Source organism: Pseudomonas sp. CFBP 8770 (genome assembly GCF_014841705.1).
Lineage (GTDB): Bacteria > Pseudomonadota > Gammaproteobacteria > Pseudomonadales > Pseudomonadaceae > Aquipseudomonas.
Genome location: NZ_JACYUL010000001.1, coordinates 490,833 through 505,869, shown reverse-complemented (window position 1 = coordinate 505,869; position 15,037 = coordinate 490,833). Strand labels below are relative to the sequence as shown.

Annotated in this window: 15 protein-coding genes; 9 read left to right on the top strand and 6 right to left on the bottom strand. The window is 64.3% G+C overall.

Features of this window, described 5'->3' with window-relative positions; translation table 11 throughout:
- Nucleotides 1-30: 30 nt before the first annotated feature.
- From IFT98_RS02240 to rlmM, 6 genes are all read right to left on the bottom strand, one after another.
- Complete coding sequence (locus tag IFT98_RS02240; protein WP_192047471.1) at nt 31-1,638, bottom strand: carboxyl transferase domain-containing protein; 1,608 nt, start codon at nt 1,636-1,638, stop codon at nt 31-33.
- A 53-nt stretch (nt 1,639-1,691) separates the two neighbouring features.
- Complete coding sequence (locus tag IFT98_RS02235; protein WP_342214127.1) at nt 1,692-2,870, bottom strand: isovaleryl-CoA dehydrogenase; 1,179 nt, start codon at nt 2,868-2,870, stop codon at nt 1,692-1,694.
- Nucleotides 2,871-2,978: 108 nt separating this feature from the next.
- Nucleotides 2,979-3,347 (bottom strand): MerR family transcriptional regulator, encoded by a 369-nt coding sequence (locus IFT98_RS02230; protein WP_122478842.1) that lies wholly within the window; start codon nt 3,345-3,347, stop codon nt 2,979-2,981.
- 128 nt (nt 3,348-3,475) lie between these two features.
- Nucleotides 3,476-4,081, bottom strand: coding sequence for a tRNA isopentenyl-2-thiomethyl-A-37 hydroxylase MiaE (gene miaE, locus IFT98_RS02225; RefSeq protein ID WP_446730806.1), 606 nt, complete (start codon nt 4,079-4,081; stop codon nt 3,476-3,478).
- A gap of 87 nt (nt 4,082-4,168) precedes the next feature.
- Nucleotides 4,169-4,414: a sulfurtransferase TusA gene (gene tusA, locus IFT98_RS02220; protein ID WP_122712992.1), complete on the bottom strand. Its 246-nt coding sequence runs from the start codon at nt 4,412-4,414 to the stop codon at nt 4,169-4,171.
- A gap of 111 nt (nt 4,415-4,525) precedes the next feature.
- Nucleotides 4,526-5,590 carry a 23S rRNA (cytidine(2498)-2'-O)-methyltransferase RlmM gene (rlmM, locus tag IFT98_RS02215; protein ID WP_192047473.1) on the bottom strand — a complete coding sequence of 355 codons (1,065 nt, stop codon included), beginning with the start codon at nt 5,588-5,590 and terminating at the stop codon, nt 4,526-4,528.
- Between the two features lie 139 nt (nt 5,591-5,729).
- Between rlmM and acnA the strand changes: the two genes are divergently transcribed.
- From acnA to IFT98_RS02170, 9 genes are all read left to right on the top strand, one after another.
- Complete coding sequence (gene acnA / locus IFT98_RS02210; protein ID WP_192047474.1) at nt 5,730-8,480, top strand: aconitate hydratase AcnA; 2,751 nt, start codon at nt 5,730-5,732, stop codon at nt 8,478-8,480.
- Between the two features lie 299 nt (nt 8,481-8,779).
- Nucleotides 8,780-9,994 (top strand): PepSY-associated TM helix domain-containing protein, encoded by a 1,215-nt coding sequence (locus tag IFT98_RS02205; RefSeq protein ID WP_192047475.1) that lies wholly within the window; start codon nt 8,780-8,782, stop codon nt 9,992-9,994.
- A complete protein-coding gene (locus IFT98_RS02200) occupies nt 9,991-10,530 on the top strand; it encodes a thiamine pyrophosphate-binding protein (protein ID WP_192047476.1) in 540 nt (179 codons plus the stop codon). The genes IFT98_RS02205 and IFT98_RS02200 overlap by 4 nt, the downstream gene beginning before the upstream one ends.
- Nucleotides 10,527-10,862 carry a hypothetical protein gene (locus IFT98_RS02195; protein WP_244650819.1) on the top strand — a complete coding sequence of 112 codons (336 nt, stop codon included), beginning with the start codon at nt 10,527-10,529 and terminating at the stop codon, nt 10,860-10,862. The genes IFT98_RS02200 and IFT98_RS02195 overlap by 4 nt, the downstream gene beginning before the upstream one ends.
- On the top strand, nt 10,859-11,422 hold the full coding sequence (locus IFT98_RS02190) for a DUF6162 family protein (RefSeq protein ID WP_192047477.1): 564 nt from the start codon (nt 10,859-10,861) through the stop codon (nt 11,420-11,422). Before IFT98_RS02195 ends, IFT98_RS02190 begins: the two co-directional genes overlap by 4 nt.
- Before the next feature lie 26 nt (nt 11,423-11,448).
- On the top strand, nt 11,449-12,378 hold the full coding sequence (locus IFT98_RS02185; protein ID WP_192047478.1) for a metal ABC transporter substrate-binding protein: 930 nt from the start codon (nt 11,449-11,451) through the stop codon (nt 12,376-12,378).
- Nucleotides 12,375-13,124: a metal ABC transporter ATP-binding protein gene (locus tag IFT98_RS02180; RefSeq protein WP_192047479.1), complete on the top strand. Its 750-nt coding sequence runs from the start codon at nt 12,375-12,377 to the stop codon at nt 13,122-13,124. Before IFT98_RS02185 ends, IFT98_RS02180 begins: the two co-directional genes overlap by 4 nt.
- Nucleotides 13,124-14,023, top strand: coding sequence for a metal ABC transporter permease (locus IFT98_RS02175; RefSeq protein ID WP_446730807.1), 900 nt, complete (start codon nt 13,124-13,126; stop codon nt 14,021-14,023). The genes IFT98_RS02180 and IFT98_RS02175 overlap by 1 nt, the downstream gene beginning before the upstream one ends.
- On the top strand, nt 14,024-14,902 hold the full coding sequence (locus IFT98_RS02170) for a metal ABC transporter substrate-binding protein (protein WP_192047480.1): 879 nt from the start codon (nt 14,024-14,026) through the stop codon (nt 14,900-14,902). It begins immediately after the preceding gene.
- The last annotated feature ends 135 nt before the right edge of the window (nt 14,903-15,037 follow it).

Genomic DNA, 15,037 nt, shown 5'->3' with positions numbered 1-15,037 from the left:
CTGATCCCCGATTCCTGATGAGTGCATGGGCTACATGCGGAAGACGCCGAAGCGGGTTTCGGCCAGCGGTGCGTTCAGCGCCGCCGACAAGCCCAGCGCCAGTACGGTTCGGGTTTGCGCCGGATCGATCACGCCGTCGTCCCACAGGCGTGCCGAGGAATAGAACGCTTGGGCCTGCTGTTCGTACTGCGCTACCAATGGTTTGGCCAGTTGCCGGGCCTGTTCGTCGCTGAACGCCTGACCCTGGCGCTGAGCCTGCTCCTGCTTGACCTGGACCAGCACGCCGGCCGCTTGCTGGGCGCCCATGACGCCGATCCTGGCGTTCGGCCACATCCACAGGAAGCGCGGATCGTAGGCGCGCCCGCACATCCCGTAATTGCCCGCGCCGTAGCTGGCGCCGATGATCACGGTGAACTTGGGCACCTTGGCGCAGGCCACCGCCGTGACCAGCTTGGCGCCGTGCTTGGCGATACCGCCGGCCTCGTATTTCTGGCCGACCATGAAGCCGGTGATGTTCTGCAGGAACACCAGGGGGATTCCCCGCTGGCACGCCAGCTCGATGAAGTGCGCGCCCTTCTGCGCGGCTTCGGCGAACAGCACGCCGTTGTTCGCCAGGATCGCCACCGGATAGCCATGGATATGGGCGAAACCACAGATCAGGGTTGACCCGAACAGCGCCTTGAACTCGTCGAAGGCCGAGTCGTCGACGATGCGCGCGATGATCTCGTGGATCGGCAGGGGCTGCTTGGGGTCAGTGGGGACCAGACCGTAGATCTCGTCTGCGGCATGGCGTGGCGGCCGCGGCTCGATACAGGCCAGCCAGCCCTGCTTGCGTCCGTTCAAATGGGCCACGCAGCGCCGGGCGATGGCCAGTGCGTGCTGGTCGTTTTCGGCGTAGTGATCCGCCACCCCCGACTGCCGGCAATGCAGGTCGGCACCACCGAGCGCCTGCGCGCTGACCACCTCGCCGGTGGCGGCCTTGACCAGGGGCGGGCCGGCCAGAAAGATGGTCGCCTGATCGCGAACCATGATGGTCTCGTCACTCATGGCCGGCACATAGGCGCCACCGGCCGTACACGAGCCCAGCACCACGGCGATCTGGGCGATGCCCTGGGCGCTCATGTTGGCCTGGTTGAAGAAGATCCGCCCGAAGTGCTCGCGGTCTGGAAAGACTTCGTCCTGACGCGGCAGGTTGGCGCCCCCGGAGTCGACCAGGTACAAACAGGGCAGGTGGTTGTGCTGGGCAATTTCCTGGGCGCGCAGATGCTTCTTCACGGTCAGCGGGTAATAGCTGCCGCCTTTGACCGTGGCATCGTTGGCGATGATCATGCATTCCACGCCGGATACCCGCCCGATACCGGTGATCAAGCCGGCAGCGGCGACCTGTTCGGGGTACACCTCGTGGGCGGCCAGCAGGCCCACTTCGAGGAAGGCCGAGCCCGGATCGAGCAGCACGTCGATACGCTGCCGCGGCAGCAGCTTGCCGCGCGCGACATGCCGCGCCTGCGCCGCTTCACCGCCGCCCTGGTGAATCTGCGCCGCGCATTGCTGCAGCGTGTCGAGCTGCCGCTGCATCGCGTCACGATTGGCGGTGAACTCGGCGGAGCGGGTGTTGACCTGGGTGTGCAGAATGGCCATGGGCATTTCCTGTGCGAATACGGCACCAAAGGGACGTCTCAGCGGTCGCGGGCTCAGCGGGTCTGCTCGAACAGCTCGCGGCCGATCAGCATGCGACGTATCTCGCTGGTGCCTGCGCCGATCTCGTACAGCTTGGCGTCACGCCACAGCCGCCCGGCGGGAAATTCGTTGATGTAGCCATTGCCACCGAGGATCTGGATCGCTTCACCGGCCAGCCAGGTGGCTTTCTCGGCGGCATACAGAATGACCCCGGCGCAGTCCTTGCGTACCTGGCGCACGGGTGCCTGGCCCAGTGCATCGAGGTGCCGGCCCACGGCGTAGAGGTACGCGCGGCATGCCTGCTGGGTGGTGTACATGTCGGCCAGCTTGCCCTGGATGAGTTGGAACTCGCCGATGCTCTGGCCGAACTGCTGGCGGTCGTGGATGTACGGCAGCACCAGGTCCATGGCCGCCTGCATCAGCCCCAGCGGGCCGCCACTGAGCACGGCGCGCTCGTAGTCCAGGCCACTCATCAGCACGCCAACACCCTGCCCCGGCTGGCCCAGCACGTTCTCCACCGGCACTTCGACGTCCTGGAACACCAGCTCGCCAGTGTGCGAGCCGCGCATGCCGAGCTTGTCGAGTTTCTGCGCAACGCTGAAGCCGGGCGCGCCTTTTTCGAGGATGAACGCGGTGATGCCCTTGGCGCCGGCCGCCATGTCAGTCTTGGCGTAAACCACCAGCACGTCGCAATCCGGGCCGTTGGTGATCCACATCTTGGTGCCGTTGAGCACGTAGCGGTCGCCCTTGAGGTCGGCGCGCAGGCGCATGGAGACGACGTCCGAACCGGCGTTGGGCTCGCTCATGGCGAGTGCGCCAATGTGTTCGCCGCTGATCAGCTTTGGCAGGTAGCGGGCCTTTTGTTCGGCAGTGCCGTTGCGGTTGATCTGGTTGACGCAGAGGTTGGAATGGGCGGCGTAGGACAAACCGATGGCCCCCGAGCCGCGCGAGATCTCCTCCATGGCGACCATGTGCGCCAGGTAGCCCATGCCCGTCCCGCCCCACTCTTCGGCCACGGTCAGGCCGAGCAGGCCCATGTCGCCGAACTTGCGCCACAGGTCGGCAGGAAACTGGTCGCTGCGATCGGCCTCGGCGGCACGCGGTGTGATTTCACGCGCCACGAAAGCCGCGACCGAGTCGCGCAGCATGTCGATGTCTTCGCCAAGGAAGAAATCCAGTCCCGGTACTGAAATCATGTTCGCCACCCACTTGTTGTTTTTTTTGGGGAGAAAGCTGTTGACCACAATGATCTTGCAGGAAGTGTTACAGAGTGCACGGTGCGCCGCAGGCGCGCGCTCCGGTCAAGTCTGCAGCGCGGCGCGGCAGCGCTCTTCAGCGGTGTCGAGCTCGACCTGCATCTGTTCGATGTCCAGCATCTGCTGCTGCAGTTGCGCCCGGCGCTCGGTGATCTTCTCCAGAAAACGGTCGAGTTGCTTGCGGTTGCCCGACGGGTCGTACATGTCGATGAGCTCTTTGCATTCGGCCAGCGAGAAACCGATGCGCTTGCCTCGCAGGATCAGTTTCATCGCCACCAGATCGCGCGGCGCATAGATCCGTTCCTGGCCACGGCGCGTGGGCGTCACCATGCCCTGTTCCTCATAAAAGCGCAGGGTTCTGGGCGTTACGTCCAACAACTGGGCTATATCGGAAATGCTGTAGGTCGCGCTCACGTCAATCGACTTCCTGGTGCTTTACGTTAACGTAAACGTCAGCGAAAGACCTGTCAATACACGCAGCTGTGCTATCGAGGGGCGGGAAGTCTCGGGACGCGATCCTGGGAGCGCGCCATCGGCAGCGGTCAGGCGAAGGCCGGCACACCGCTGTGGAAGCGAAATTCAGGATCGGGACTTTCGATCAGTTCGGCTTCGGCCACGCGAACCTTGTCGACGGTGCGGGCGATATCGGCGGCATCGCCGTATTGATGGGCCAGTTTCAGGTAGCCCTGGTAATGCCGCGCTTCGCTCATGAGCAGGCCGTTGTAGAAGGTGCCCAGCTCTTCGTCCAGATGCGGCACCAGGGCAGCGAAACGCTCGCAGCTGCGTGCTTCGATGAAAGCACCAACTACCAGAGTGTCGACCAGCTTGACGGGCTCGTGGTTGCGCACCTGCTTGCGCAGCGACGAGGCATAACGGCTCGCCGACAGCGGCTGCAACTCGACTCCGCGGCGCTTCATCAGACGCAGGACCTGCTCGTGATGCACCAGCTCTTCGCGAGCCAGGCGCGACATCATGTTGATCAGGTCGGCATGGGTGCAGTACTTGGCGATCAGGCTCAGGGCCGTGGAGGCTGCCTTGAATTCGCAGTTCTTGTGGTCGATCAGCAGGGTCTGCTGGTCGGCCAGCGCGGCCTGGACCCAGGCATCGGGCGTGGGGCAGCCGAGAAAGGCATGAATTTCAGACAACATGGCCAGGCACCTGGAAAAAAGGGGGCGATTATACCCAGCTCGCCTGCAACTGGGTATGTGCGCCGAACGACAGGCGCTGCGAGGCGATCAGTCGCTTTTCTTGCGGATCCAGTAGCGGTACGTACCGCCCTCCTCGTCCTGCTGAACCAGCTCATGGCCCAGGAATACGCAGAACTTGGGGATGTCGCGACGGGTCGAGGGGTCGGTGGCAATGACTTTCAGCAGGCCGCCCGCAGGCAGGTCGCGCACATGCTGGTGCAGCATCATTACCGGTTCCGGACAGCTCAGGCCGGTGGCATCCAGGGTACGGTCGGCAGGCAAGGTTTGGGTCATGAAAAGCTCCAGGTCAAGCGGGCATTCAGGCGCACGTTCGAAACCAATAGTGTAGCGCTGGCGCGCGGTTCGGGCGCAGCGTGCGACGTCAGGCCGCAGCGCCCGGATCGGTCAGCGCCGGCCACCGTCGAGTCGACGCAGGTGGCAGGTGACTTCCTCGCGGTCATGGTAGAGCTGCTTGCAGCCAATCTGCACCTTGATGCCGCGCGTCTTGAAACCGTCCTCGATGCGTTCGAGCAAACGCCGCACTTCGGCATAGCGCTGCTTCATCGGCAGCTTCAGATTGACCACCGCTTCGCGGCAGAGGTTCTCGCCCAGCCAGGTTTCCAGCAAGGCGGCGTTGCGCGCCGGCTTCTCGACGATGTCGCAGACCATCCAGTCCACCGTCTGCTTGGGCCGATAGGTGAACCCGTCGGCCATCAGATGGGTGACCAGTCCGGTGTCCATCAGGCTCTGCGCCATCGGCCCGTTGTCGATGGCAGTGACCAACATGCCGCGGCGTACCAGTTGGTAGGTCCAGCCACCGGGTGCGGCGCCCAGGTCGACACCGGTCATGTCGCCGTGCAGGCGTTCGTCCCATTGCTCGCGGGGAATGAAGTGATGCCATGCCTCCTCGAGTTTCAGGGTCGAGCGGCTGGGCGCTTCGCGGGGGAACTTGAGCCGCGGGATGCCCATGGGCCACATGGCGAAATTACCCGCGTCGGCTACACCCAGGAAGACTTCGCGACCACTCTTGAACGTCAGCAACAGGCGCGGCAAGGCAGGATCGTCCACTAGCCTGCCAGCACCGAGCAAGGCCTTGCGCAGCGGCGCCTCGAACTTCTTGCAGAAATTCGACAGCTCCTTGCCATCGTTGGTGTCGAGCACTTCCAGCCACAGGCTGCCGCACACTGGATAGGTCGCCAGGTGGTCGAGCAGCACGCTGATGCGGTCGGTTTCGGGCAACTGCACAAAATCGCCCCTTGCCCACTGCCGCGGAAATATCAAGTCACTAAAGCGCAACTCACGCATCAGCCGCGCCGGACCGGCCGGTTCATGGCAGATGAATTCGGCGCAGGCGGTCAGCGGCTTCGCCTTCGCATACCCGGCAACCCCCAGCCGTGCGGCGTGTTCGGCGATCTCCGAGCAGACCTCGCCTTCGAAGCCGGGGCGGCAATGCATAAACAGCGTATTCATAAAGGGACTTTCACCGCCGGGGGGCTCAAATCGGCGCATGATAAAGGAAATCGGAACCCTGAGCATGCACTGGAAGTCCCTGACTGAAAGAACCTGTTTATCCAGCCCGTGCCGTGCGGGCCTGAAAAGGAGCTGATCCATGTCCTCCCTCGATAGCCTGAAAAGCCTGAAGACGCTCGACGTCGCGGGCACGTCCTATCACTACTTCAGCCTGCCCGATGCCGCCAACAGCCTGGGTGACCTGCAGAAACTGCCGATGTCGCTCAAGGTCCTGCTGGAAAACCTGCTGCGCTGGGAAGACGGGAAGACCGTGACCGGTGCCGATCTGCAGGCCCTGGCCGATTGGCTGCAGGAGCGCCGCTCCGATCGCGAGATTCAATACCGCCCTGCACGGGTGCTGATGCAGGATTTCACCGGGGTACCCGCGGTGGTCGACCTGGCCGCCATGCGCGCCGCCGTGGCCAAGGCTGGCGGTGACCCGCAGCGCATCAATCCGCTGTCGCCGGTCGACCTGGTGATCGACCATTCGGTGATGGTCGACCGCTATGCCACCGGGCAGGCGTTCGAGGAAAACGTCGACATCGAGATGGAGCGCAATGGCGAGCGCTATGCGTTCTTGCGCTGGGGTCAGAGCGCGTTCGACAACTTCAGCGTGGTCCCGCCGGGCACCGGCATCTGTCACCAGGTCAACCTCGAATACCTGGGCCGTACGGTCTGGACCAAGGAAGAGGACGGCCGCACCTACGCCTTTCCCGACACCCTGGTGGGCACCGACTCCCACACCACCATGATCAACGGCCTGGGGGTACTGGGCTGGGGCGTCGGTGGTATCGAAGCGGAAGCCGCCATGCTTGGCCAGCCGGTGTCGATGCTGATTCCCGAGGTGATCGGCTTCAAGCTCACCGGCAAGCTCAAGGAAGGCATCACGGCCACCGACCTGGTGCTGACCGTGACGCAGATGCTGCGCAAGAAAGGCGTCGTGGGCAAGTTCGTCGAATTCTACGGTGATGGCCTGGCCGATCTGCCCCTGGCCGATCGCGCGACCATTGCCAACATGGCGCCGGAGTACGGCGCCACCTGCGGTTTCTTCCCGGTGGACGACGTGACCTTGGGTTACCTGCGCCTGTCCGGACGGCCGGAGGCCACCGTGCAACTGGTGGAGGCCTATTGCAAGGCGCAGGGCATGTGGCGTTTGCCCGGTCAGGAGCCGGTTTTCAGCGATACCCTGGGGCTGGACATGGGCGAGGTCGAGGCCAGCCTGGCCGGACCTAAGCGCCCGCAGGATCGCGTGGCACTGCCCAAGGTCAGCGCGGCGTTCGACGATTTCATCGGCCTGCAGCTCAAGCCGACCAGCAAGGAAGAAGGCCGCCTGGAAAGCGAGGGCGGTGGCGGCGTGGCGGTGGGCAACGCCGACCAGACCGAGGGTACGCCGTATACCTGGCGCGGCCAGACGCACAATCTGCAGCATGGCGCCGTGGTCATTGCGGCCATTACCTCGTGCACCAACACCTCCAACCCCAGCGTCATGATGGCCGCCGGTCTGGTGGCGAAGAAGGCGGTCGAGAAAGGCCTGACCACCAAGCCATGGGTCAAGACTTCGCTGGCCCCTGGTTCCAAGGTGGTCACCGACTACTATCGGGCCGCAGGCCTGACGGAGTATCTGGACACGCTGGGCTTCGCCCTGGTCGGTTATGGCTGCACCACCTGCATCGGCAACTCGGGGCCGCTCGACGAGCCTATCGAGCAGGCCATCCAGAGCGCGGACCTGACCGTGGCTTCGGTGCTCTCGGGCAACCGCAACTTCGAGGGCCGGGTACACCCGCTGGTGAAGACCAATTGGTTGGCCTCACCGCCCCTGGTGGTTGCCTACGCCCTGGCCGGCAGCGTGCGTACCGACATCAGCAGTGAATCCCTGGGCACCGGCAGCGATGGCCGGCCGGTCTATCTGCGCGATATCTGGCCGACTCAGCAGGAGATCGCCGACGCGGTGGCCAAGGTCGACACGGCCATGTTCCACAAGGAGTACGCCGAGGTGTTCGCCGGCGATGCGCAATGGCAGGCAATCGAAGTGCCGCAGGCGCCTACCTATGTATGGCAGGCCGATTCGACCTACATCCAGCATCCACCGTTTTTCGAGGACATCGCTGGCCCTGCGCCAGTCATCGCCGACGTGCAGGGCGCAAGCATTCTGGCTTTGCTGGGGGATTCGGTTACCACCGACCACATCTCCCCTGCAGGCAACATCAAGGCTGACAGTCCGGCAGGGCGTTATCTGCGCGACAAGGGCGTGGAACCGCGTGATTTCAACTCCTACGGGTCGCGCCGGGGCAACCATGAAGTGATGATGCGCGGGACCTTCGCCAACATCCGTATCCGCAACGAAATGCTCGGGGGTGAAGAAGGAGGCAACACCCTGTTCATTCCTACGGGCGAGAAACTGCCGATCTACGATGCGGCCATGCGCTACCAGCAGGCCGGAACACCGCTGGTGGTGATCGCCGGCCAGGAGTACGGCACCGGTTCGAGCCGCGACTGGGCTGCCAAGGGTACCAATCTGCTGGGCGTCAAAGCGGTGGTGGCCGAGAGCTTCGAACGCATTCACCGCTCCAATCTGGTCGGCATGGGCGTACTGCCACTGCAGTTCACCAACGGGCAGAGCCGCAAGAGCCTTGCCCTGACCGGGCGGGAGACCCTGGACATCATCGGTTTGAGTGGTACCCGCTTGCAGCCGCACATGCGCCTGGACCTGCACATCCGCCGTGAGGACGGCCAGCAGGAAACGGTCGAGCTGCTGTGCCGGATCGACACCCTCAACGAAGTGGAGTATTTCCGCTCCGGCGGTATCCTGCACTATGTGCTGCGGCAGTTGATCGGCAACCCGGTGGTGTGATCGAGCCACGCCTCGTTTGTACGTGGTGAATCTGCGACGCCGCGTGTGACGCCGACGCGGCTTGCGCCGCTGCTACAGGGATATCATGTTTCTGTAGCAGCGGCGCAAGCCGCGTCCGGGTACTACTGCTTGATTGAAACATTCAGTTTCAAATAAACGCACCTAATACTCATTTGGTTCTTGTTCTCATTCTTGTTTATCCAGTGCAATAGCCGCCATCCAAATCCGTGGCCACCTGTTCGCTGGATCCGGAACCTGCCTGTCAGGCGACCGGCTTCGTGAATCGAGAATGTTTTCCCATGTCCAAGAAGTCCCGCTCGAAAATCTGGTTCCTGGTGCACAGCTGGTTGGCCCTGCCGATCTGGTTTTTCGTGCTGATCGTATGTGTGACCGGCACCCTGGCCGTGGTAAGCACCGAGATCATGTGGCTGATCAACCCGGAAATGCGCGCCAACAAACCGTCCGACGACGCCCAGCCGTTGAACTACGACCAGTTGATGACCGCCATCGAACGCGATCATCCCGAACTGCGGGTCAGCAACCTCATTCACCCCGATGGCGACTACTTTGCCGTCAATGCCAGTGTCACCTACCCGGACGGCCGCTCGCCCACGGTCTACGTGAACCCTTACACCGGCGTCCTGCAAGGGGTCAGCCCGGCGTTCGACTTCCCGGCCTTCACCCGCGCCCTGCACGGCTGGTGGCTGGTGCCGTTCACCAACGGCTTCTCGTGGGGCTGGTACCTGGTATCGTTCCTCGGCCTGCCGCTGCTGGTGTCCTTGATCACCGGCCTGGTGGTCTACAAAAAGTTCTGGAAAGGCTTTCTCAAGCCGACCCTGCGCCTGAACCAGGGCGCACGGGTGTTCTGGGGCGACTTCCACCGCCTCAGCGGTATCTGGTCGATCTGGTTCATCGCCGTGATCGCCATCACCGGCGTGTGGTTCCTGATTCGCGCTATCCTCTACGACAACCAGATCAGCATCTCCAGCTATTCGCCGGTCACCTCCGTCATCGCCCGGGCCGACGTACCGCTGGTGGCCGACGGCACGCCGGCGCCGATGATCCCGGTAGAACAGGCGATCGCCGTGGTCAAGCAACAGGTGCCGGGGCTCGATGCCAGCTACGTGTCGCTGCCGCTCAACGCCTACAGCCCGATGGAGGTAGGTGGCCGCAGCTGGTACCCGCTGATGTTCCAGACCGCCAGCATCAACCCCTACACCGGACAATTGATCAGCTCGCACCTGCTGGGCGACCGCAATGCACTGGAATTCGTCACCGAGTCCATGCGGCCGCTGCACACCGGTGACTTCGGCGGGCTGTGGATCAAGCTGATCTGGGCCTTCTTCGGCCTGCTGCTGAGCATGATGGTGCTCAGCGGCCTGATGATCTGGAGCAAGCGCACCGCCCTCGCCACTGCCCAGGCGTTCAAGCGCGGCGCCCGCCACGAAACTGCGCAGACGCCCGCCGGCAGCCTGCACCCGATTGCCCACAAGACCGCGGAGCGCAGCCTGTGAGCCGAGTCCTCAGTGCCCCCACGCCTTCGCCCCTGTCGCGTTTCTGGCGCAAGTGGCGGTTCCACATCAACGTGCTGCTGGTGTTCATCCCGCTCAGCTTCATGCCGCACTATTTCGCCGAGAACGCCATGGATCGCGGCGACAGCGGCCTGGGCGAGCGGACAGTGGGCGACATCGCTGTCGGGCCGTGGAGCCTGACCTTGGCCGAACGCCGCATCGAAGGCCCGACCGCCGAAAGCGGCCAGGACATCAAGTACTTCACCGCCGCCCTGTGCAAGACCTGTGTCGATCAGGTCAAGGCCACCTACCTGCGCATCGGCAAGCCACGCAGCCTGAGGGCTGCGGGTGTGATCTTCTTCGGCAGTGGCTACCGCATGTTCGCCGGGTTGCCGGTGCCGGGCAAAACCGAAGTCGATGCTCAGCTGTGGATCACCATGGAAGGCTGGGACGGCTCGATGCACCAGACCTCCATTCCATTGAGCCAGGCATCACCCGCGACGGTGGCCTGGCTGAACCGTCAAGGAACCCGACCATGACCCGCGTTTCATTCATCCGCTGGCCCGCCCTGGCACTCGGGCTGCTCGCTGCCGCCTGCAGCGGCCTGGCCCTGGCGCACAACCCGATGTGCGAATGCAAGCAGATCGACGACCAGCAGATCCGCTGCACCGGCGGATTTTCCGATGGCAGCGGCGCGCCGGGGGTGACCCTGGACGTAGTCGGCTATGACGAGAGCATCCTGGTACCCGGCAAGCTGGGCAGCGATTCGACCGTGACCTTCAAGCGTCCGGATGCCGAATTCTACGTGCTGTTCGATGCCGGCCCGGGCCATGTCGTCGAAATCGACCAAGCCGACATCGAGGCACCATGAGCACGCCCGTCACGCACATCGTGCGCCCTGCCGGGGCGGGCCATGAAACCCTGTACGTCGGCCTGCTCTGCCTGTTCATCCTGCTGGCGGCGGCCGGCGTCGTGTCCTGGCACGGGGTCAGCCACGAAGCCGTCGCGGTACCGTCCCACCAGCTCGACGCCAGGCGCGACCTGAGCGCCGCCGAACAGGGCATCTACGCCGACCTGCGAGTGACCCTCGACGAGGTCCGCCTGCTGGCCGAGGAACAGTCCGATCCGGTCACGCCCGAGCAACTGGCCCGCGAGGGCTTCCCACCCTTCGCCCAGGACGCCAGCTCGGTCAGCCGCGGCAGCCACGCCTGGCAGATGGTCCAGGGCGCCTACGTGGGCCTGAGCCAGGCGCCAGAGGTGGCGGGCTCGTTCCTGCTGCGCGTGAACGGCGCGGACGCCGATGTCTGGCTCAACCGCGCACCCTCCGCCAGTGCGCCGGCGCAGCTGGATGACACGTCGCTTGCCGACACCGGCTGGCAGCAGGTCATCGCCCAGTTCGACACCGGTGTCACCCGCCAGCATCGCCATTGAATACGCCCTCTTCACCAGGATTCTTCATGCCCAGATCTATCGCCCGCCGTCCGTTGCTGCGACTCCTGTCCGTTGCCGTGTTGGGCACCCTGTTCACCAGCACCGCCTGGGCCGCCGACGGCAAGCCGTTGCGTATCGGTATCACCCTGCACCCCTACTACAGCTATGTGGCGAACATCGTCGGCGACAAGGCCGAAGTGGTGCCGTTGATCCCGGCCGGGTTCAACCCCCATGCCTACGAGCCGCGCGCCGACGACATCAAACGCATCGGCAGCCTGGACGTGATCGTGCTCAACGGCGTTGGCCACGACGACTTTGCCGACCGCATGATCGAAGCCAGCGAGAAACCCGATATCCACGTGATCGAGGCCAATGCCGATGTGCCACTGCTGGCGGCCACCGGCACGATGGCGCGTGGCGCGGGCAAAGTGGTCAACCCGCACACGTTCCTGTCGATCAGCGCCTCGATCGCCCAGGTCAACAACATTGCCCGCGAGCTGGGCAAGCTCGACCCGGACAACGCCAAGTTCTACACCGCCAATGCCCGGGCCTACGGCAAGCGCCTGCGCACGCTGCGCGCCGACGCCCTGGCCAAGCTGACCCAGGCGCCCAACGCCGAGCTGCGGGTGGCCACGGTGCACGCAGCCTATGACTACCTGCTGCGCGAGTTCGGTCTGGAAGTGACCGCCGTGGTCGAGCCGGCGCACGGCATCAAGCCCAGCCCCAGCCAGCTGAAGAAGACCATCGACCAACTGCGTGAACTGGACGTCAAGGTGATCTTCTCGGAAATGGATTTCCCTTCGACCTATGTCGAAACCATCCAGCGCGAGTCGGGGGTGAAGATGTACCCCCTCTCGCACATCTCCTATGGGGAGTACAGCGCCGACAAGTACGAGAAGGAAATGGGCGGCAACCTCGACACCGTGGTCCGCGCCATCCAGGAGGCCGGCGCATGACGGCGGCCGAACCACTCGCCCTCGCCCGCAGCGGCCCCGCCATCGAGTTCGCCGAAGTGGGCCTGGTGCTGGGCCGCACGCTGATTCTCGACCAGGTCTCCTTTCGCGTGGCCAGCGGCAGCGTGCATGCGCTGGTCGGACCCAACGGCGGCGGCAAGAGTTCGTTGATCAAGACCCTGCTGGGGCAGATGCCTCACCGTGGCCAGCTGAGCCTGGAATGGCCGGGCAGTGCCGGAGTGATCGGCTACGTACCGCAGGCACTGGAATTCGACCGCGGCCTGCCGATGACAGTCGACGATTTCATGGCTGCCATGTGCCAGCGTCGGCCAGCCTTTCTCGGCTTGTCGAAACGCTATGCCGGGGCCATTGGCGATGCGCTGGAGCGCGTCGGCATGCAGGACAAGCGCAAGCGGCGCATGGGCGCGTTGTCGGGCGGCGAACGCCAGCGCGTGCTGCTGGCCCAGGGGTTGATCCCGGCGCCACAGCTGCTGATCCTCGACGAGCCCATGTCGGCGCTCGACGAAGCCGGCATCCAGGTGTTCGAGCGACTGTTGCTGGACTGGCAGCAGGCTGGCATCACGGTCATGTGGATCGAGCACGACCTGGAAGCGGTCAAGCGTCTGGCCGACCACGTCACCGGGCTCAATCGACGCGTGCTGTTCGACGCCAAGCCAGCCGATGCACTGACGCCAGACCGGCTGTTGACGCTGTTCTCCACCCATCCACGCGCCGGAGGCCTTGCCTGATGGACTACGAACAGTTCCGCCTGGCCATCCAGGGCCTTGCCTCGGACGGCTATCTGCCTGCTGCACTGGCCTATGGTTTCGTGGTCAACGCCTTGATCGCCGGCTTGCTGATCGGCCCGGTACTGGGAGGCCTGGGAACGCTGGTGGTGGTCAAGCGCTTTGCGTTCTTTTCCGAAGCGGTGGGGCATGCCGCGCTGACCGGCGTGGCCATCGGCATCCTGCTCGGCGAACCCTATACCGGGCCCTATGGCAGCTTGTTCGGCTACTGCCTGTTGTTCGGCATCGTGCTCAATTACCTGCGCAATCGCACCGGCCTGGCGCCGGACACGCTGATCGGCGTGTTTCTGTCGGTCTCGCTGGCCTTGGGTGCCAGCCTGCTGTTGACCCTGGCCGGCAAGATCAACGTGCACATCCTCGAGAACGTGCTGTTCGGCTCTGTGCTGACCGTGAACGGCAACGACCTGCTGGTACTGGCAGTGGTCGGTACCCTGGTCCTGAGCCTGAGCCTGCCGCTGTACAACCGCATCATGCTGGCCAGTTTCAATCCGCAGCTGGCCGCCGTGCGCGGGGTGGCGGTGAAAGCCCTGGATTACCTGTTCGTGATTCTGGTGACGCTGATCACCGTGGCAGCGGTCAAGGTCATCGGCGCGATCCTGGTCGGAGCGCTGCTGGTGATTCCGGCAGCGGCGGCACGGCTGCTGAGCCAGTCGCTCAAGGGCTTCTTCTGGATCTCGGTGATCATTGCCACGGTGAGCACCCTGTGCGGGATCCTGCTGCCGATCCTCTTCGACCTGCCGGTGCCTTCCGGGGCCGCCATCATCCTGGTCGCAGGCATCGCCTTCGCTCTCGCCGCCATCGCCCGCGGCACCTTGCCCAGCCTCAAAGGGAACATCGGATAAATGCCTACTCTGCGCAAACTGACAGCGGCCCTGGCCCTGTGTGCGGCGCTCGCCCCTGCGATCCAGGCGGCGGAGCCGGTGAAAGTCCTCGCCAGCCTGCCGATCACCTACGGCCTGGGCCAACTGCTGCTCAAGGACAGCGGCGTGCAACTGCAACGCGCGGCCGCTGCCAACCTGCCCGGCTCCCGGCAGAACGCCTATTTCACCGGCCGCGGCGCAGAAGCGTTGGCCGGACTGGCCGGCTCTGCCGACGCGGTGATCGGGCTGCGTTCGCTATGGCCGGACGATTCCCTGTACCCGCTGGCGCGCCGCAGCAACATTCGCATCGTCGAGATCGACGCGGCGCGCCCGGTCGACGGTGTGCTGCCCGGTATCGCGGTACAGCCAGGCGTGGGCGGACTGAACAGCCAGCCGTGGCTGTCGAGCAACAACATGGGGCGCATGGCCGATGTCATGGCTGCCGACCTGGTACGCCTGGCCCCGACCGCCAAACCACGGATCGACGCCAACCTGGCCGCGCTCAAGCAGCAACTGCTCAAGCTCAGCGCCGACAGCGAGGCACGCCTGGCAAAGGCGGACAACGTCAGCGTGGTCAGCCTCAGTGATCGCTTCGCCTACCTTGCAGCCGGTCTCAATCTGGACACGGTGGCCACCCAGGTGCTCAACGACGAACAGTGGGACACCGCACAGCTGGAAAGCCTGAGCATGACGCTCAAGGACAACGACGTAGCCCTGGTCATCGACCATCGCCAACCGCCCGAAGCGGTCAAGGCGGTGATCACGGCCGCAGGCAGCAAGCTGCTGGTGCTGGCCGAGGAAAGCGACGACCCGATCGCCGACCTGCAGGCTCACATGAGCGCCGTCATCCAGGCCCTTTGACCCTTCACTATCGTGAGCAGGCTGCGGTTCCCGGGCCTGCTCGGCGACCACTTTCAAGCCGCTCCCCTTCCCTTCGCCGATATCCGATTCAATCTTTTCCCGACCTGGCCGAGAACCTGTCAAAGCCCCACGGAA